Origin of the sequence: Thiohalocapsa sp. (assembly GCF_022340605.1) — a bacterium.
GTDB lineage: Bacteria > Pseudomonadota > Gammaproteobacteria > Chromatiales > Chromatiaceae > Thiohalocapsa.
On the sequence record NZ_JAJDNQ010000029.1, the window covers coordinates 19459 to 38880 of the forward strand.

A 19422-nucleotide genomic window follows, 5' to 3' on the forward strand; every position below is an offset into this window, starting at 1 on the left:
CCGCCGGCCGGCCCGATCCGTCGCTCGCAGGCAAGTCCGGTGCCAGACAATATAAGTCACTTTTTTTTAATAATTTTTTTATCTGTCAGCCTTCTCCGGCGGAGCCGTGCACAGACAACCGTAAAAAAAGCTGACGACCCCTCATATCGTGTTCAATGGGCGCGGCACGAAGGGCTCGGGGGAATTGGACTGCGCCGATTGGCGCCGTCCGTCTTTCTGAGGGTGGATCAACTTGGGCCCGACGTCAGCGCATCGCAGCCTGTCGGATGCCGCGGAGACGCCGAGAACCGGTGTCCGGAAAAAGCAAAGGCCGGCGGGTCGCCGGCCTTGTTGCGCCCGGGGGGAGCGCCCCGGTTGCGCGCGCCCCTGGTCGGGGCGGGTTGGTCTCACGTCGTGAGAACTGTGTTTGAACTTCAGACTAGTGCAAATTTCGTCGCTTGCACTGATCAATGGCGAGATTCGCTTGGTTTCCGATGAACGGTAGCATTTCACTGGGGTCAGGGCGCGCCTCGCCCACTTTCGCGCAGGCATTGCGCCGTTGCACGTTGGCCGCTCAGGGGAAAACGGTGAACCGACAGCGCCCAGCCGTCATGACTGGCAATCAGCACCATGCACGACGGCCCGCCGTTGGTGCGCGAGCGCCCGGCCGCGCCCGGGTTCAGCACCCAGGGCTCGGCGTCCTGATCCGCCACCAGCCGGTGGCTGTGACCGTAAACGATGGCGCGCGCCTCCGGGAAGCGCCGCCGCAACCGCTGGTGGCGGTCTCGGGCTGGCGTGCGATGGCCGTGGACCACCACCAGGCGGCCGCCGGGCAGCTCCTCGACCATCTCCAGCGGCAGTTCCACGAGCAGGTGCTGCTCCGCGGCCGGCCACTTGTGTGCCACGTCGTTGTTGCCGAGCACCGCCAGCACCCGCCCGGTGCGTGGTTGCAGTGCCGCCAGCACCGCTGCGTTGCCAATGTCGCCGCCGTGCACTGCAAGGTCGCAGCCCGTTACCAGCTCGGCGATCCGCGGGTCGAGCTGGCCGTGGGTGTCAGCGACGATGGCGATGCGGAGCATCATCGGGCACGGCTCAATCCTCCGCGCCGGGCATGGTGAGCACCAGCTTGCCCTGCATGCCGCCGGCCTCGAGCCTGCGGTGGGCGTCGGCGGCGCGCTCGAGCGGGTAGGTATCGGCCACCTCGACGCGCAAGTCGCCGGCATCGCACAGCTCGCCGCAGCGGCGCAGGATCTCGCCCTGGTGCGCCAGCCCATCGGGCAGGTTTCGCAGCTGCGGGGTAAGCATCAGTTCCAGCGAGATGCGCAGGTTGCGGGTGCGAGCCTCCTTCAGGTTGACCGTGCCCGGATCCAGGATGGTCACGAGGTCGCCGTACACCGCCACGGTCTCGATGCTGCGCACGAAGACCTCGGGGCCCACGGTGTCGAAGCAGATGTCCACGCCGCGGCCGCGGGTCCAGTCGGCGATGGCGCCGGCGACGTCCTCGTTGCGATAGTTGATGACGAATTCGGCGCCCAGCGCGCGTGCGAAGTCGCCCTTCGCTTCGCTGCTGACGGTCGTGGCGACGCGTGCACCGGCGATCCGGGCGAGTTGGATCGCCACGTGGCCCACGCCGCCGGCACCGGCGTGGATCAGCACGGTCTGGTCCGCCTGGATGTGCGCCCGGTCGTGTAGCGCCTCCCAGGCGGTGATGAGCACCAGTGGCGCAGCCGCGGCCTGCACGAAGCCGAGTGCGACGGGCTTCGGCTGCGCGATGGCCTCATCGACCACGGCATATTCCGCATAGTTGCCGTGCGGTCCACCAAGGCCGCCATGGCAGTACCAGACGGCATCTCCGGGTTTGAAGCGCGTGACCGCATCACCCACGGCCTCGACGACCCCCGCACCGTCGCAGCCGAGCACCGCGGTGAGGACCTCGGGCAGCAGCGGGCCCTTGCCGCGGATCTTGGTGTCCACCGGATTCACGCCGGCGGCGCGCAGCCGCACCAGCAGATCTGTGGGACCTCGCAGCTCCGGCACCGGCAGGTCCGTTTCCGTCAGCACCTCGGGGCCGCCGGGTTGGCGCATCAGCATGGCCTTCATCGGGTTGCCTCCTCTGTCATTACGGGTTATGCCGGGATCATGCGCCCGCCGGGGGGAGGGCTCAAGATGGGGCGTCGGAGTGCAGGAGTGCAGGAGTGCAGGAGTGCAGGAGTGCAGGAGTGCAGGAGTGCAGGAGTGCAGGAGTGCAGGAGTGCAGGAGTGCATGTGGGAGCGGCATCCCCGCTGCGATTGGGCGTGCACGCGACCTCCGCTGATACGCTCGTCCCCGGTTCCGCGCTGTGCATTGCGCTCATACGCTCGCCGGCCCATTTTCAATCACGTGGACCATCGTGCCCGCGCTTGCGGTGGGAGGGAGGACTCGACATGACTGATCTGAATCCTCGTCCGTTACTCGACGGACCGCCCGACGCCTCCCTCGTGCTGATCCTCGCCCACGGTGCCGGTCAGACGCCGGACGCCGAATTCATGGCGCACATTGCCACGAGGCTCGCCGCAGACGGCGTGCGTGTAGTGCGCCCGTGGTTTCCATACATGGCCAAGTCCGCCGCGGACGGTCGCAGGCGCCCGCCGGACCGGGAGCCGGTGCTGCTCGATGCATTGCGTGCCGTGATCGCCTCCGAGCGCGGCGCGGCCGGCCGGCTCGTAGTCGGCGGCAAATCCATGGGCGGGCGCATGGCGGCGATGCTCGCGGACGAGGTGGGCGCCGCCGGGTTGGTCTGCCTGGGCTATCCCTTCCACCCGCCGGGCAAGCCGGAGCGCACACGCCTGGAGCCCCTCGCCGCGCTGCGCACGCCGGCCCTCATCTGCCAGGGCGAGCGCGATCCCTTCGGCAATCGCGCCGAGGTGGAGGGCTACGCGCTGGGCGGCAATCCGCGGATCATCTGGATCGCCGACGGCGAGCACGGCTTCAAGCCACGCAAGGCGTCCGGCCGCACCCGGGTGCAGAACCTCGACGCCGCGGCGGCCGCGGTGCTGGAGTTCCTGCGCGCTCTGGCCTGATCGTCCTTCTGGGAGCGGCGTCCCCGCCGCGATCGCCCATTCGCTACACTCGAAGCGACGGCACCGGCTCAAACGGAGGCACAGATGCAGATCGAGCACTGGCACGAGGAGCAGGACGGCCCGCTCACCGAGCGGGCGCTGCGCGAGAAGATCGCCCGCCGCGGCTATTCCGTGAGCCGCTACGTCTACCCGCCCGGCACCTACTTCCCGGCCCACGACCACGGCGTGGACAAGATCGACGGCGTCGTCTCCGGGTGCTTCCGGATGACCATGGGGGGGCAGGAGGTCATTTTGGAGGCCGGCGATTTGCTGGTGGTGCCCAAGCATGAGATGCACACCGCCGAGGTCGTCGGCGACGAGCCAGTCGTGAGCCTGGACGGGGTGCGGGTGCGCTGACCAACGTTGACGCGGTGCCCGGCGCCGCGGCTTGGCCGTGGCACCGAGGGCTTTTGCGTCGTGCGTGTTGATCGAAGTCGGGATCGTTGCCGAATTCCTCACCAATTGTTCCGATTTCGATACCGATACCGGTTTCGATTTGGAACCGAACGGTGGCACGCACTGAAAGACCGTGAAAGTATTGCTCGCAACGCCAAGAACGAGCGGATCGTAGGTCGGGTTAGCGATAGCGTAACCCGACAATCAACGACCCACCGACGCCCAACGTCGGGTTACGCTGCGCTGACCCGACACCGCATATTTTTACAGTCTCTGGGCGGCGCTCATATCGGTTTGATGGCCGGGGCATTGCCCGTGGTGCCCGTTGCGTGAAATCCTAAAAGCGGTGCACCGAATCCTCGCCAGCAACGCACAGATGCCCGACACCCCCGCCGATACCCCGCTGGACATCCTGAACCGCGTCTTCGGCTACCCGAGCTTCCGCGGCGCGCAGCAGCGCATCATCGAGCACGTGACCGGCGGCGGCGACGCGCTGGTGCTCATGCCCACCGGCGGCGGCAAGTCCCTGTGCTACCAGATCCCGGCGCTGCTGCGCCCGGGCACCGGCATCGTCGTGTCGCCGCTCATCGCGCTGATGCAGGATCAGGTAGACGCGCTCAGGCAACTCGGCGTGCGCGCGGCCTTTCTGAACTCGTCCCTGATGCCCGGCGAGCAGCAGCAGGTGGAGCAGGCGCTGCTCGATGGCACGCTCGACCTGCTCTACGTAGCGCCGGAGCGGCTGCTCACCGAGCGCTTCCTGAGCCTGCTCGACCGGGTCAAGCCCGCGCTCTTCGCCATTGACGAGGCCCACTGCGTGTCGCAGTGGGGGCACGACTTCCGGCCTGAGTACATCCAGCTCGACCGCCTGCACCAGCGCTGGCCGCAGATCCCGCGCATCGCGCTGACCGCGACGGCGGACGCCCCCACCCGCAACGAGATCGTCACCCGCCTCAATCTCGCCGATGCCGAGCGCTTCGTCTCGAGTTTCGACCGGCCCAACATCCGCTACCGCATCGTCGAGAAGACCCAGCCGCGCCGCCAGCTCCTGGACTTCCTGCGCACCGAGCACCCGCGCGACGCCGGCATCGTCTACTGCCTGTCCCGGCGCAAGGTGGACGACACGGCGGAGTTCCTGCGCACCCAGGGCTTCGATGCCATCGCCTACCACGCCGGGCACTCGGCGGAGGAGCGTCGCGCGCGGCAGGCGCGGTTCATCCGGGGCGACAACGTCGTGGTGGTGGCCACCATCGCCTTCGGCATGGGCATCGACAAGCCGGACGTGCGCTTCGTCGCCCACCTGGACCTGCCCAAGAGCGTCGAGGCCTACTACCAGGAGACCGGCCGCGCCGGCCGCGACGGCCTGCCGGCGGACGCCTGGCTCTGCTACGGGCTGTCCGACGTCGTCACGCTGCGGCAGATTATCGAGAAGGGCGAGGCCGAGGAGCGCTTCAAGCGCGTCGAGCTGCACAAGCTCGATGCCCTGGTGGGCCTGTGCGAGACCACCGAATGCCGCCGTCGCATCCTCCTCAACTACTTTGGCGAGCAGGTCGAAGAGCCCTGCGGCAACTGCGACACCTGTCTCACCCCCGTGGACACCTGGGACGGCAGCGTCGCGGCGCAGAAGGCGCTGTCGTGCATCTACCGGACTGGACAGAAGTTTGGCGCCGCGCACCTCACCGACGTGCTGCTGGGCAAGGCCAACGCCCGCATCCAGCGCTTCCGCCACGACCAGGTCAGCACCTACGGCATCGGCAAAGAGCTCAACGCCAACCAGTGGAAATCCGTCTACCGCCAGCTCGTGGCCGCGGGCTTTGCCCAGGTGGACGTGGAGGGCTACGGCGGCCTTAGGCTCACCGAGGCGAGCCGGCCGGTGCTGCGCGGCGAGCAGCCCGTGCGCCTGCGCCGCGATCCGGAGCAGCGCAGCCGCGGCGAGCGGCGTACCGCGTCCGTCGCCGCGCCGGTCGACCCCGAGGCGCAGGCGCTGTGGGAGCGCCTGCGTGCGCGCCGCCGCGAGCTGGCCACGGCACAGCAGGTGCCGCCCTACGTCATCTTCGGCGACGTGGCGCTCAACGAGATGCTCGCCTTCCGCCCGCGCAACCGGGACGAATTCAGCCGCATCAGCGGCGTTGGTGCCATCAAGCTGGAGCGCTACGCGGAGGACTTTCTATCTGTGCTGGCCGAGCACGAGGCCGAGCACGGCCGGCCCGCCGGCCTGCCGCCCCTGGCCGAGCGGTCGGCGCGGGACCTGCCGGTGCGCACGGTGGCCGCGGGGGATGGCGACGGACTCAGGGATACCGAACTCACCACCCTCGCGCTGCTGCGCGAAGGGCGCAAGATCCCGGACATCGCCCGGCGCCGCCACATGGCGGAGAGCACCATCTGGGGCCACGTCGCCCGCTGCATCGAGGCAGGCGAAGCGGACCTCGACACCGCCGCGCTGGACCTGGACGACGCCGACCTCAAGCGCATCCGCAACGCCCTGCAGCAGCTCGCCGACGCCCCCGGCATGCCGCTCAAGCCCGTGTTCGAGGCGCTGGAGGGCCGCTATCCCTACCCGGTGCTGCGCTGCGTACGGGCGGCGGAGCTGCGGGCCGCCGACGGCTGACGCCGCCCGGACCGGCACCGCCGGAGCGCCACTGCCTTTTGTGGCGCGACAACGCAGCGTAACCCGACGCTGGGGCGTTGGTATGCAATTGATTGTCGGGTTACGCTGTCGCCAACCCGACCTACGATCCGCGCGATTTCGCGCTGGTGAGCGGGACGGGGCGATGCGCCTCCGTGATCGCGGCTGAGTTGGAAGACGGCCGGGGCGTGCTGCGCCCCGGCGAGGGCGGCGGTGACTGACTGCGGCGCCGCGCCGGCCAGCACCAGTCAGGGCATGCTGTCGACTTGCTCCGGCGCCGCACCCGGTGAGGCGATGGATGGTCCGTCGTCATCGTCCACCCGCTCCACCTGCTTGCCCTCGGAGAGGCCGAGGAAGCCGCGGGTAATCACGCGCTGGCCGGGTGTGAGGCCGTCCAGGATCTCCACTTGGTCGGCGATGCGGATGCCGGTGCGTACGGGGCGGCGGGCGGCTTTGCTATGGTCGATGACCCAAACAAAGGTGCCGTCGCGGTCCTGGCGCAGCGCACGGAAGGGCACTAGCAGCCGGGGTACGGCGGCGGTGCTGAGCTCGGCGCGCACGAACTGGCCGGCGCGGGCGCCAGCCGGGATCTGGTCGAAGCGGATCTCCACCTCGGCCTGGCGGTTGGCCTCCGACAGAGTGGGGTGGATGCGTAGGACGTGGCCGGCGAAGAGCCGCCCGCCGAGGGCGTCGATGCGGATGCGCGCGGGGTCGCCCACGGCGATGTGCGGCAGCACCAGCTCCGATACGTAGACCTCCGCCACCAGGGACGCCGGGTCGGCGAGGGTTAGAAGATGGGTGTTCTTGGCGATGAAATCGCCGGGCTCCCCCAGCCGCTCGATGATGACGCCGGCGAATGGGGCGGCGATGCGGGTGTAGTCGAGCCGCGTCTCCAGCAGACTCAGGTCTGCCTCGGCGAGGACCAGGGCGGTGCGCGCCTGGGCCAGCTCGTCCTGGGACGCCGCGTCGCGTTGGGCGAGGTCCTCGTAGCGCTTGAGGTCGATGCGCTTTTGCGCCAGCGTGGCCCGCGCCTTGTCCAGCTCCAGCCGCAGCAGGGCGTCGTCCAGGCGCACCAGCAGCGCGCCGCGGTCCACTTGATCGCCCTCGAAGACGTCGAGCTGCTGCACGCGGCCTTCTTCGCGCGCGTGCACGCGCACCAGGCGGCGCAGGCGCAGCGTGCCGGGGCGCTCGTGCTGGGTGGAGACCGGCGCGCGCTCGGTGAGATAGGTGGTCACCAGGTGGGCGCGGGGCTTCGCCGCCGACGGCTTGCGGGTCGTCCCGCCGGCATCTTCGCTTTGCTGCTGGCAGCCGGCGAGGAGCATCGCGGCGCATGCCAGGGCCGCTAAGCGCAATCCTCGCCCCACGCCGTGGAAGCGGCGTCCTCGCCGCGACTGCCGCGACACCACATGCGACACGCGCACCGCGCGTCGCGGTGGCGCTTGGCCCGGCAGCGTCACGACGCGGTGATGTCGATGGCCTGGACGCCGCTCTGCGGCTGGTTCGACGGGCCGTCGGCGTACTCGTAGTGCTTGATCTTGCGGCGGATATTGCGCTGGATGATGACGCCCAGCACCTTCCACTCGAGCCCGTTCAGTTCGATGTCCGGAAAGATCTCGTTCATCGCCACCAGCCGCTCGCGGCCCTGCTCGTCACGCAAGTACTGCCGGAACCAGCGCACGCCTTCCACCTCCACGAAGACGTACATGCCGTTGCGGCAGTACTCCGTCGGCTCGATGATGACGATGCACTTGTCCGGAAACTCGGGCTCCATGTCCGGCCCGAGCACTTGCAGCGCGAAGGGCTCGTGCAGCGCGCAGCCGCCGCCGTCCATCATGGGTTGGTTGGGATCGCTTGGCATGGTCTCTGCTCCGTTTCGGTCAACCCGCGGAGATTGGGTTGCCGGGCGGGGCTGTCAATCGCGGGTGGCTTGCGGCGTCCGGGGAACCGGCAGCGTCGCCGGCGCCGGCTCGCGCGGGATGCAGGGCGGCGAATCTGCTGCCCGGCATCGGCGCGACGCCTGATTGTCCCCTTGTGTCACATCGGCAGCCGCTTAGACGAATTCCTCGATCAAGAAGGACGTCTCGCAGAGAGCGAAGCCGTTGCCATCAAGCGTGTGCTCGCATTTCAGCGCAGCCGGGCAATGCAAGAACAGGGGTGAGCAGGGCCGGGTTGGCTCGCCGAATGGGCACAAGCCGAAGCGCCCTGGACCGACTCCTGGACCCCGACAACCGCTCGGTCACGCTGTTGACCCTGGAAAAGGCTGCGAAGGCTCTGGGCCGGCAGATTGGTACGACCTTGCCGCGGCCTGAGACGTGCCTTCATGCAGCCTCAGGGCAGCACCGCCTCCAACGTCTCGGCCGTCAGGCCGCTGCGGAACGGCACTGAGCACCCGTTGGCGGGTGCCTGGGCTCGGTGGGCCGAACTTGCGCTCGATCAGGCGCAGCAGGACCGCCGCCTCGCCGTGTTGGCGGCCCTGCTCGCGGCCCGCTCGATATCGTGGTCGATGAAGGTCTGCATGGTCACTACCTCGTCTTTGATCTCGGCATCGGTACGGCTGGACAGAGGTCCATTCTGCCACTACGGCGACCCGCAGCTGACCTAGGCGTAAAAAAAGGTGGTCCGTCCCTGAGGTATCCCCAGTTTTCATCTCATGAGATGAAAACTGGGGATACCTCAGGGTCTGTCCCGAATGGCACGGATTTAAGGACTCCTTGCCTGCGCCGAGACAGCTTGACGACACAAAAATCAGTGTCTTGCAGGGGCGTCAGCGACGAAAAATCAGGCGGTTACGGCTTATTTCCGTGCCATTCTGGTCTGTCCCCCGTTTTCCCCTTCCAGGAAGCGTCACGCGACCAAGCTTGGACGGATGCTCAAACTGAGGATGGCTGCCCCTTGTGGCCACGAGATATCAACCATCGTCTTTGAGCATTGCCAAGATCTCGGAAATCTTCATCGGGCTCTTGGTTGTGTAGTGGGGCGGCTCCTATTGCCCAAAGTCGACCAGCCTGTCGGCTGCGTTCGGGGCGCTAGGCTGACACAGGGGGCTACCGACGCCCTCCCTGGAGATTTGCCGCCGTGCCAGCAAAGAGTGGGAGGCGCGCAGAGCCAGCGTACCGATTTTGTGACGGCAGCATGGCAATCCTTGGGCGGGGGCAGACGCGCGGCCACGCTTGCCGAACGCTCTCGCCAGCATATACGGACGGATGTATTGGTAACGGGCGGGCAGTCATGTCAAGGCCGTTAGGGTCTCGCTTATCGGTATCTCGTCGGATTATTGCGAGGTTCCGGCGCGTATGCTTTGACGCGGATCAAACACGGATTGAGAGGTCGGTTCTCGGGGTTGCTCCGGCGGGTGTGGGCGATTGGCGGGGCTGGCGAGGTTATGGATGTGGGAGCGCCGTCCTCGGCGCGATGAGCGGCCGGTCGCAAAAGAGGCGCTGCACCTGGGTTGTGGCGACCTGGACTCCCGCGATGCTGACGGGATGAACTCGCGGGGGCGCGGGAGCATTGCGCCACGGCGCGCCATGCCGGCGCCCGGCGCCGCGCACCTCGCGGCGTCGGGCTCCAAGGCAGGGCGCGCGGGCTTGCAGCGGGCTACTGCCTGTCGCCGGTCATCTTCCCGTAAGCTTCGCCCATCAGCAGGTGCGCGTAGCCGCCGTCGCCAGTGTCGTCCTTCGGCGCGGTGAGCTCGAAGCCGACTTGCTTCTGGAAGACGATGACAAAGTCGGAGCCGCCGAACAGGAAGTTGCCGAGCATGTCGCCCTTGGCGTGGCTGCTGCCGACGGTGACATCGTCCTCGAACTGCACCGACGAGACCATGGCCATGCCCATCGGGATCAGCGCGACCAGGCCGGTGTCGCCGGTGTCGACGATGACCACGCCGCGGGTCTGGCTGAACTGCCAGCCGGTGGAGTCCACCGGGTCGTAGCGGCGCGTGTTGTCGTCCCAGGTGACCTCCAGGGCGACGTTCTGCTGGATCTGGTCGGCCTCCTTGACGGTGCCGCCGACGGGGAAGTGGTAGCGGTGGTAGTCGTTGACGTTGAGGAAGGTGTGCGTGAGCACGCCGCCGGCGAAGGCGTCGGCGTAGGCGCTGTCCGGCCCGAGCAGTTGGGGGATGGTGAAGAAGCGCGCGAGCTTGACGCCGAGGCCGCCTTGGACCTTGATACGGGATTGCTCGTCGATGGGCCAGACGCCCTGCGGCACCGAGTCGGCCGGGGAGGTCACCACGCGCGGGTCGTTGGGTGCGGCGATGGGCCGCTCCGACGGGTCGCGCAGATAGCGCGCGAAGAACTCGTTGAACGTGGTCCAGCGGGTGGGCGGCTCGTACCAGTCGCGCATCAGCCCGAAGCTCGGGTCGGCGAGAAACTGCTGGTAGGTCGCCTGGTCCCACGACGCCCGCGTGTTCAGGAACTGGCCCCAGTTGATGGTGAAGTCCCGCAGCCAGCCGGAGAAGGGCGGGGCGTATTGGATGGCGTTCTTGTAAAGGCCCTTGTCCTTCAGCGCATCCAGCGGCTGGTCCACGAGGAAATAGAAGTAGCAGATGAGCTGCAGGATCTGGTCGCGGATGCGGTCCGGCGGGTTGGCGACGATCTGACGCGGGATCAGCTTGCTGGACTCGTCGATGAAGGCGTAGTACTCGGGCAGGGTTTGGACGGGGTTGGTCTCCGGGTCCGGGTTTGCCTTGGCCGCGGCGGCGATGGACTGGGTCAGCAGGTCGCCGACCTCCGGGTGGGCCTCGATCAGCGCCTGCAACTGTTGGGTGATGGTCGCGCGCGCCGGAGCTTGTTCCCGCGCGGACACCGGCAGGGCGGCGACGGCCAGCAACAGGATGACAACGGCGGCCCGGACGGCCTGGTAGCGGGCTGGTGCGGCGGACATGGCAAGACTCCTCTGCGGGTTGGCTGCGGCCGGTGCCGGGGGCCGCTCGCGGTCCGGAACCGACCGATGCTTGGGCCTGTTCTCCACACAGCGAAGGTTAGTCCAGGCCCTGCGTCCGGTCAGTAGGGGCCTCAACGACAGTCTTGATCGTCACTTCGTCCAGAGCCATGGCTCCCGTGGGAGCGGCGTCTCCGCCGCGATGGGACGCCCGTCGCGCCGAGGACGGTGCTCCCACGGCGGCGGATGAGCTCATGATCGACGCCACACTGACAGTCATCCTCGAAACTTCTCGCCTGACACTTGATACTAGCCGCCCGCTTGCCCCCGTTGTCTCGGCCGTGTACCGCGGCCACCCCCGCAGGAGCTCGAAACCCCTCCATGATCAACCGCATCCACGCCACCGAAGCCATCCACGACGACCGCCGCGACTGGCACAACCTGCGCTCTATGCTGCCGTACCTGTGGGAGTTCCGCGGCCGCGCGGCGCTGGCGCTGGGCTGCCTGGTGCTGGCGAAGCTGGCCAACGTGGGCGTGCCCATCGTGCTGAAGGACATCGTCGATGCCTTCGAAAACAGCGACACGCGGGTGCTGGTGCTGCCGGTGTCGCTGCTGCTGGCCTACGGGGTGCTCAAGCTCTCCTCGTCGCTGTTCAACGAGCTGCGGGACGTGGTCTTCGCGCGGGTGCGGTTCCGGGCGATGCGGCGGCTCTCCACCCGGGTGTTGGAGCACCTGCACCGGCTCTCGCTGCGCTATCACCTGGAGCGCCAGAGCGGCGCCGTGAGCCGCGACCTGGAGCGGGGCACCCGCTCGGTGTCCACCATCGTGAATTACCTGGTGTTCAGCGTCATCCCGGTGCTGGTGGAGTTCACGCTGGTGGCCGTCGTGCTGCTCACCAAGTACGACCCGGTATTCACGCTGGTGACCTTCGGCACCGTGGCGGTCTACGTCGCCTTCACCTTCGCGATTACCGAGTGGCGCATGGACTACCGCCGGCGCATGAACGTGCTGGACAGCCAGGCCAACACCCAGGCCTTCGACAGCCTGCTGAACTACGAGACGGTCAAGTACTTCGGCAACGAGCGCATGGAGCTCGATCGCTACGACAACACCCTGAGCGAGTGGGAGGAATACGCGGTCAAGAGCCAGAGCTCCATGTCGCTGCTCAACTTCGGCCAGGGCAGCATCATCGCGCTGGGCGTCACCGGCATCATGTTCTTCGCGGCGCAGGGCGTCGTCGCCGGGCGCATGAGCATTGGCGACCTGGTGTTGGTGAACGCCTTCATGCTTCAGCTCTTCATTCCGCTCGGCTTCCTCGGCATCGTCTACCGGCAGATCAAGTACGCCCTGGCGGACATGGACCTGGTGTTTAAGCTGCTGGAGCGCGAGGCCGAGATCGAGGACGCCCCCGGCGCGCCGGCGCTCAGGCTCGAGCGCGGCGCTGTGCGCTTCGAGCACGTGGGCTTCCACTACCAGCCGGAGCGGGAGATCCTGCGCGACGTGGACTTCACCATCGAGCCGGGCGAGAAGGTGGCCGTGGTGGGCCACAGCGGTGCCGGCAAATCCACGCTGGCGCGGCTGCTGTTTCGCTCCTACGACGTGACCAATGGGCGCATCCTCATCGATGACCAGGACATCCGTGCCGTGACGCAGGACAGCCTGCGGGCGGCCATCGGCATCGTCCCGCAGGACACGGTGCTGTTCAACGACAGCATCCGCTACAACCTCGCCTACGGCCGGCCGGGCGCGAGCTTCGAGGAGCTGCGCCGGGCGGCCGATCTGGCGCAGATCCTGCGCTTTATCGAAGGGCTGCCCGACGGCTGGGACACCGTCGTCGGCGAGCGCGGCCTGAAGCTCTCCGGCGGCGAGAAGCAGCGCGTCGCCATCGCCCGGGCCATCCTCAAGCGCCCGCGCATCATGGTGTTCGACGAGGCCACGTCCTCACTCGACAGCCACACCGAGCAGGCCATCCAGAAGACTCTCGCCGAGGTGGCCGAGCACCACACCACGCTGGCCATCGCCCACCGGTTGTCCACCATCGTCGACGCCCACCGCATCCTGGTGATGGACGCGGGCCGCATCGTCGAGCAAGGCACTCACGGTGCGCTCCTGGCCGACGGCGGCGTCTATGCGGCCATGTGGGAGTTGCAGCAACGCGAGCGGGAAGAGGCGGTTGCGGGGGGGAGACGTCAGTCGGATCGGTGGACTGACGCCCAGCCGCTTCAACGCTGAACGCCGGGGCGAATCCGCACCCGCCTGGCTGTCGCCGTGAGTATGGCTCCCTGAAGCAACTCATCGGCGTAGGTTGCGAGCAATCTTGCGCAATGTGCTCCCTGCTGGCGGCCTGGCAAATCGACCAGGCGGATGATGCCTCAGTGCGCGTGCCCGTAGACGATTGCCAGCTCACCGAAGTCTTTGTCGAGCGTTACGAGCACCCGCTCTTGCTGGTAAGCGAGTTCAATGATGGCAGCGTCACCCGGGTCCGGCAGGTGGTTGCCGATCCAGCAGACATCGTGACCGGCCGCCGTGAGCTCGCGTGCCGCACCGCCCCAGACGCAGGTGTCGAGCAATACCTTCACGCAGCATCGACCATCAATGGCTCAACCCGCTCGTGCTCAACCAGCCGCTGGGCGTAAGCCAGGCACGCCAGCACATCTTCGCGCTCGAGCCAGGGATAGCCTTCCAGCAGCGTGTCGATGTCATCACCCGCTGCCAACATGCCCAGGACATGCTCGACGGCAAGGCGGTGTCCGCGGATGATCGGCTTGCCGCCGAAAACAGTCGGGTTGACGGTGATTCGTTGAAGGAGCTGATCTGTGGTCATGCGTGCTGTCTCCGCGGCGTTATGTCGGGGCTGGTCAGAGAGCTTCGCGCGAATCCGTTAGGGCCGGCAAAGGGTTCCGCGATGGTGTTGCGGACATTCTACCCACTTGTCGGCCGACGCCGACGCGCACGTGGTCGAGATCGGGCACGTACGCATGATCCGCGCAGCTACGCAAACGGCGGTGTGGGCGGGGCTGCGACGTAGGTCCGACGAACAGGCGGTCGTATCGAGCGCCGTGTCGGGCTTCGTTCCTCACCCCGACCGACAGGGATTTCGAGGCATGCGGCTGCACGATCTTGCCGCCAGTGCACGGCCTTGGAATTGTCGATACCGTTCGCTGTCCGGCGCGAGCGCGTGTCGGCCGGAGTGTCGGCCTCCAGGGCGACACGGATCAGCACCGCGGTCGGCCTTGAGAGTGGCCTCGATACGTCCGAACGAGTGCACTGGCCATCGGCGCCGCGAGCGTGGCGCGCCGGCACCGCCCGGCGCCATCCCGACAACGCAGGTCGCCATAACAGGCGCGGCCGGCGCGTGCCGCCGCCCGGCCCTGCACCGTGATCTATTGTTGTATTGGCTTGACCTAATATTCTGATCGGCTTGCACCGGCAATGGGGGATCCGGCGCTCGGCGGTCAGGCGGGCGCGTGGCGGAGGCACTGAGTGCAATGAAGGCCAGGCGCGGGTATCGCGTGCGTCGTTTCGGGATCATCTCGAAGATCCTCTACTTCTTCGTCGACTCGCCGCTGACCCCCTTGCTGATCATCGGCTCCTTGCTGCTAGGCACGCTGGCGGTGTACCTGCTGCCGCGCGAGGAGGAGCCGCAGATCGTCGTGCCGGTGATCGACGTCTTCGTGCAGATGCCGGGCTCGACGGCAAAGGAGGTGGAGCAGCGCGTCACCCGCCCGCTGGAAAAGCTCGCCTGGGAGCTGCCCGGCGTCGAGTACATCTACTCCACCGCGAGTCCGGGGCAGTCGCTGACCATCGTCCGCTTTTTGGTGGGGCGCGACGAGGAAGAGTCGATCGTCCAGCTCTATCAGAAGCTCTACGCCAACCTCGACCGCATCCCGAGTGGCGCCTCGCGGCCCATCCTGAAGCCAAGGCGCATCGACGACGTGCCCGTATTGGCACTGACGCTGCACGGCGGCGGCTACGACTTCCAGGCCCTGCGCAACATCGCTACGGCGGTCGACGATGCGGTCAAGCAGGTGCCGGACGTCTCCGAGACCACGCTCATCGGCGGCCAGCGGCGGCAGGTGCGGGTGGAGTTGGATGCGGCGCTGCTGAGCGCCTACCAGATCGACCCGACGCACGTGCTGCGCATCCTGCGCGCCGCCAACCAGCAGAACCGGGCGGGCAGCTTCCCGCAGGGTGACACCGAGACGCTGATCGAGACGGGCGGCTTCCTGCGCGACCGGCGCGACGTGGAGATGGTCGTCGTCGGCATGTACATGGGGCAGCTCGTCTACCTGCGCGACATTGCGACTGTCATCGACGGGCCGCAGGAGCCGGTGGACTACGTGCTGTTCGGTCGCGGCGCCGACGTTGCCGGCGCCGAAGCCCACGGCGCCGGCACCGCGAGTGCCACCGCCGGCAGCAACAATCCGGGCACCACCGGCACCGACGGTCCAGGCGCCGCCGGCACCGACCGCGAGGAGCCCGCCGTCACGCTCACGGTGGCGAAGCGCAAGGGCACCAATGCGGTGCGCGTCGTCGCCGAGGTGATGCACAAGGTCGAGCTCTTGCGCGGCAACGTGATTCCGCCGGGCATGGAGGTGACCGTCACCCGCGACTACGGGCACACCGCCACCGAGAAGTCCGACGAGCTCCTGTTTCACATGGGCCTCGCGGCGGCGGGCGTGACGTTGCTGGTGGCCGTGGTGCTGGGCTGGCGGGAGTCCATGGTCGTCGCCATCGCCATTCCCGTGACCCTGGCGCTGACGCTCGCGACCTTCTACCTGCTCGGCTTCACGCTGAACCGGGTGACGCTGTTCGCACTCATCTTCTCCATCGGCATCCTGGTGGACGACCCGATCGTCGACGTCGAGAACGTGGTCCGCCACTTCCGGCTGCCGGAGAATCGCGGCCGGCCGCTGAAGGAGGTCACCGTGGAGGCGGTCAACGAAGTGCGCAGCCCGTTGATCTTGGCCACGCTGACGGTCATCGCCGCGGTGCTGCCGATGGCCTTCGTGCAGGGGCTGATGGGGCCGTACATGCGCCCGATTCCCATCGGCGCCACGGCCGCGATGCTGTTCTCGATGGCGGTCGCGTTCGTGGTTACGCCTTGGGCCGCCTATCGGATGCTGCGCTGGCACGCCCGCCACGGCGGCCAGTCCGCCGAGCGCGAGGACTGGACCACGCGCCTGTACCGGCGGGTCATGGGGCCGATGATCCACCGCCCGATCCTGGGCATGGGCTTCCTGGCGGGCATCACCCTGCTGCTGCTCGCTGCGTGCAGCATGGTCGTCACCGGCGCGGTCAAGGTGAAAATGCTGCCCTTCGACAACAAGAGCGAGCTGCAGGTCATCATCGACATGGACGAGGGCACGACGCTGGAGCGCACGCTGCGCGTCGCCCAGGACATCGCCGTGGAGGTGCGCAAGGAGCCCGAGCTGCTGAACTATCAGATCTACGCCGGCACCGCGGCGCCGTACAACTTCAACGGGCTGGTGCGGCATTACTTCCTGCGCTCCGGGCCCAACGTCGCCGACATCCAGGTCAACTTCGTGCCCAAGGACGAGCGCGAGCGGCAGAGCCACGAGATCGCCAAGAGCATCCGCGCGCGCATCACGCCCTTGGCGGAGCGTCTGGGCGCCAGGGTCAAGGTCGCCGAGGTGCCGCCCGGGCCGCCGGTGCTGCAGACCATCGTCACCGAGATCTATGGCCCGGACTACGCCGAGCAGATCCGCATCGCCGAGCATATTCAGCACCTGCTGGAGGCGACGCCAGGCGTCGTCGACGTGGACTCCTACGTGGAGGCCGACCAGCCCCGCCTGATTTTGCGCTTCGACCAGGAGAAGGCGGCGCTGCACGGGATCGGTGCCGCCCAGGTCGCGCAGCTCGTGCAGATCGCCGAGGCCGGTGCCAGCGCGGGGCTGCTGCATGCGCCGGCGGAGCGCGAGGACGTGCCGATCCTGGTGCGCCTGGCCCTGCGCCAGCGCGCGGACCCCTTCATGATGCTGCCGATGCCGCTCTGCCCGTCGCCGGCGGCGGCGCCGGTGGAATCGGTCCGTGGCTTCGATGGCAGCGGGAGCCGTTGCGTACCCCTTGGCGAGGTGGTGCGGATCGAGCGCGGCGTCGGCGAGAAGAGCATCTATCGCAAGAATATGCTGCCGGTGGTGTACGTGACCGCCGACGTCGCCGGCGCCGAAGAAAGCCCCGTCTACGCCATCCTCCAGCTCAATCACAAGATCCACGAATACATCCCGGAAGGGCGTGATGCGCCGCTGGAGATCTGGAACATCCGCCAGCCCTTCTCCACCGACCTGCCGAGCATGAAATGGGACGGCGAATGGCACATCACCTACGAGGTCTTCCGCGACCTGGGCGCCGCCTTCGCCGTCGTGCTGGTGTTGATCTACACCCTGGTGGTGGGATGGTTCCGCTCCTTCCGCACGCCGTTGATCATCATGGCGGCCATCCCGTTCTCGCTCATCGGCATCCTGCCCGCGCACTGGGCGACGGGGGCCTTTTTCACCGCCACCTCGATGATTGGCTTTATGGCCGGCGCCGGCATCGTCGTGCGCAACTCCATCATCCTGGTGGATTTCATCAAGCTGCGGGTCAAGCAGGGGATGGACCTGCCGGAGGCTGTCATCGATGCCGGCGCGGTCCGCTTCCGGCCGATGATGCTGACCGCGATGGCCGTCGTCGTCGGCGGCAGCGTCATCCTGTTCGACCCGATCTTCCAGGGGCTCGCCATCTCGCTGATGGCCGGCGAGGTCGCGTCGCTGCTCATCTCGCGGTTGGCCGTGCCGGTGATCTACTTCCTGTGGATGCGCCATTACCACAAGGACATCACCGCCCGGGCCGAGGAGGTCGGGCGGGCGCCTGGTGTCGGAGCGCATGGCGCGGCGGTCTGATTCGGGGCGCTAGCGCCGCCAGTCATCGGGGAGGCCGACTGTCGGCGTCGCTCCGGCGCGCGCATTGGCGGCATGCTGACGACCGCTCCGTCCAGACGCATTGGTGCGTAACGGTTCAGAAACAACGTGAACAGCGGATAAGCGAAGCCCACCCGCCGTCTTGGCCTGGGCCAAGCATTCGCGCTCGCCGCCGTTCATTAGTGCGCCCCGGTAGCAGCTCTTGTGGTAGCGGCACTCTTGGTGCCGCGACCGGCGGCGAGGCAGCACACCACGCCCCGAGTAATCGCCAAGCGGCAGCCGGTCGTGCGGCCGTCATCGCGCCACAAAAGGCAGTGGCGCTCCCACGATGTCGACCCGCCTGGAGCAAGCTTTACCGGGAGCAGCCGTTAGGGGAGGCCGGGTTGGCGCAGCGTAACCCGATGTTGCGGCAGAGTAATCCGCTGATTTTCGGGTTACGCGATCGCTAACCCGCTCCTGGCCCGCTGGCACTCAGGCCGGCGCGACGGCCCGTCGGTTTCCTCGACTGGGCGGTGCTGACTCCGCTGGGGGCAAGCAGCAGACTTTCGGACGCAGGGTCGCGCATCCGGGCGAGCGGTGCCCGGGCAGGCCCTGTCGACCCGCCAGCCCGAGATGTCTGTGCACGAACGCAAACGCCGTCATCGCAAGCTGTTCTGGCTGTTCTGGCTGTTCTGGCTGTTCTGGCTGTTCTGGCTGTTCGGCGTGCTCGCCCTGCTGCTGCTGATGCTGGCGGCGGACCTGTTGCAGGACCGCTTCGGGGACGCGGTAGCCCTGTCCGGCCCCGCCGGCTGTACCGGCACGGTGACCAAGGTGTTGCTCTACGCCGCCGTGGCCTTCCTGCTGGACCAGGGCCTGCGCAACTTCGTCTGGGACGTTGCCTACCCGCGCCTCACCGGCACCGCTGCGCCGGGCGTGCTCCAGGGCGCAGGCTCGGCGGTCATCTATACCATCGCGACGCTGGTGGTGCTGACCAGCATCCTGAAGCTCGACACCGGTGCGGTGCTGATCTCCACCGGGCTGGTGGCGGGTGTGCTGGGGGTCGCGATGCAGAACACCATCAGCGTAACCGTTTAGCCCCCACCGCCATCGGAGCGTGCCGGGGCAGTCCGTCAGCCGGCGGGCACAGGCAGCGGGAGGGCTGGCAAGCCGCGGCGTCGTTGGCGCACGACATCGGCGATATAGGTCCACGGTGAAGCGCCGCGCTTGCGGCAGGTCTCGATGACGCTGGCGAGCAGCGCGAACGCGCGGGTGCCTTGCGGGGTGCGGGTGCCCATGCCGATGCGCCGGGCAATGACCCAGTGTCGCAGCACGTGCGTCAGAATTTCCTGCTCGACCACAGGCTCGACGGCGCGCGCGGCCTCGTGAATGCACTGGTTGATGGTGGCCGTGGACAACGACAGCCCCAGCCAGTCGGCGAGCAATTCCTGCACCCGCGCCCGCGACAGGCGCATGCGCTGGGTCAGCGCACAGATGAAGGCGACCAGGGTCGCTCCAGCGAGATGCCATTCGCTCAAGGCCACTGTCCACGCG

14 protein-coding genes are annotated in these 19422 nt (G+C 67.7%); 6 read left to right on the plus strand and 8 right to left on the minus strand.

Going from position 1 to position 19422, the window contains the following annotated elements; translation table 11 throughout:
* Positions 1 to 497: 497 nt before the first annotated feature.
* On the minus strand, positions 498 to 1061 hold the full coding sequence (locus LJE69_RS04230) for a metallophosphoesterase family protein (RefSeq protein WP_296921818.1): 564 nt from the start codon (positions 1059 to 1061) through the stop codon (positions 498 to 500).
* 10 nt (positions 1062 to 1071) lie between these two features.
* Positions 1072 to 2079, minus strand: a complete 1008-nt coding sequence (locus LJE69_RS04235) for a zinc-dependent alcohol dehydrogenase family protein (protein ID WP_296921820.1) — start codon at positions 2077 to 2079, stop codon at positions 1072 to 1074.
* A gap of 324 nt (positions 2080 to 2403) precedes the next feature.
* Here LJE69_RS04235 and LJE69_RS04240 point away from each other — a divergent pair, with 324 nt between their 5' ends.
* The 3 genes from LJE69_RS04240 (at position 2404) to recQ (ending at position 6079) form a co-directional block, all read left to right on the plus strand.
* Positions 2404 to 3039 carry an alpha/beta family hydrolase gene (locus LJE69_RS04240; RefSeq protein WP_296921822.1) on the plus strand — a complete coding sequence of 212 codons (636 nt, stop codon included), beginning with the start codon at positions 2404 to 2406 and terminating at the stop codon, positions 3037 to 3039.
* Between the two features lie 84 nt (positions 3040 to 3123).
* Entirely contained in the window at positions 3124 to 3435 is a 312-nt protein-coding gene (locus LJE69_RS04245) for a cupin domain-containing protein (protein WP_296921824.1), read from the plus strand.
* A 415-nt stretch (positions 3436 to 3850) separates the two neighbouring features.
* On the plus strand, positions 3851 to 6079 hold the full coding sequence (gene recQ, locus LJE69_RS04250) for a DNA helicase RecQ (protein ID WP_296921826.1): 2229 nt from the start codon (positions 3851 to 3853) through the stop codon (positions 6077 to 6079).
* Positions 6080 to 6345: 266 nt separating this feature from the next.
* On the opposite strand, the gene LJE69_RS04255 is transcribed toward recQ, so the two are convergent.
* The 3 genes from LJE69_RS04255 to LJE69_RS04265 all read right to left on the minus strand — a co-directional run bounded on the left by LJE69_RS04255 (position 6346) and on the right by LJE69_RS04265 (position 10975).
* Positions 6346 to 7419 (minus strand): efflux RND transporter periplasmic adaptor subunit, encoded by a 1074-nt coding sequence (locus LJE69_RS04255; RefSeq protein ID WP_296921828.1) that lies wholly within the window; start codon positions 7417 to 7419, stop codon positions 6346 to 6348.
* A gap of 131 nt (positions 7420 to 7550) precedes the next feature.
* Positions 7551 to 7955, minus strand: a complete 405-nt coding sequence (locus tag LJE69_RS04260) for a S24 family peptidase (RefSeq protein ID WP_296921829.1) — start codon at positions 7953 to 7955, stop codon at positions 7551 to 7553.
* 1736 nt (positions 7956 to 9691) lie between these two features.
* Complete coding sequence (locus LJE69_RS04265; RefSeq protein ID WP_296921831.1) at positions 9692 to 10975, minus strand: phosphatidylserine decarboxylase; 1284 nt, start codon at positions 10973 to 10975, stop codon at positions 9692 to 9694.
* 378 nt (positions 10976 to 11353) lie between these two features.
* Here LJE69_RS04265 and LJE69_RS04270 point away from each other — a divergent pair, with 378 nt between their 5' ends.
* On the plus strand, positions 11354 to 13204 hold the full coding sequence (locus tag LJE69_RS04270) for an ABC transporter ATP-binding protein/permease (RefSeq protein ID WP_296921833.1): 1851 nt from the start codon (positions 11354 to 11356) through the stop codon (positions 13202 to 13204).
* 140 nt (positions 13205 to 13344) lie between these two features.
* Here LJE69_RS04270 and LJE69_RS04275 read toward each other — a convergent pair whose 3' ends face one another.
* Both LJE69_RS04275 and LJE69_RS04280 read right to left on the minus strand, forming a co-directional pair.
* Positions 13345 to 13551 (minus strand): DUF5615 family PIN-like protein, encoded by a 207-nt coding sequence (locus LJE69_RS04275; RefSeq protein WP_296921835.1) that lies wholly within the window; start codon positions 13549 to 13551, stop codon positions 13345 to 13347.
* Positions 13548 to 13796: a DUF433 domain-containing protein gene (locus tag LJE69_RS04280; RefSeq protein ID WP_296921837.1), complete on the minus strand. Its 249-nt coding sequence runs from the start codon at positions 13794 to 13796 to the stop codon at positions 13548 to 13550. The genes LJE69_RS04275 and LJE69_RS04280 overlap by 4 nt, the downstream gene beginning before the upstream one ends.
* Before the next feature lie 664 nt (positions 13797 to 14460).
* On the opposite strand from LJE69_RS04280, the gene LJE69_RS04285 reads away from it, so the two are divergent.
* Positions 14461 to 17874: an efflux RND transporter permease subunit gene (locus tag LJE69_RS04285; protein WP_296921839.1), complete on the plus strand. Its 3414-nt coding sequence runs from the start codon at positions 14461 to 14463 to the stop codon at positions 17872 to 17874.
* Positions 17875 to 18510: 636 nt separating this feature from the next.
* Positions 18511 to 18966: a hypothetical protein gene (locus tag LJE69_RS04290; RefSeq protein WP_296921841.1), complete on the plus strand. Its 456-nt coding sequence runs from the start codon at positions 18511 to 18513 to the stop codon at positions 18964 to 18966.
* Positions 18967 to 19001: 35 nt separating this feature from the next.
* Here LJE69_RS04290 and LJE69_RS04295 read toward each other — a convergent pair.
* A partial coding sequence (locus tag LJE69_RS04295) for a transposase (RefSeq protein ID WP_296921843.1) occupies positions 19002 to 19422 on the minus strand: 421 nt, incomplete at its 5' end.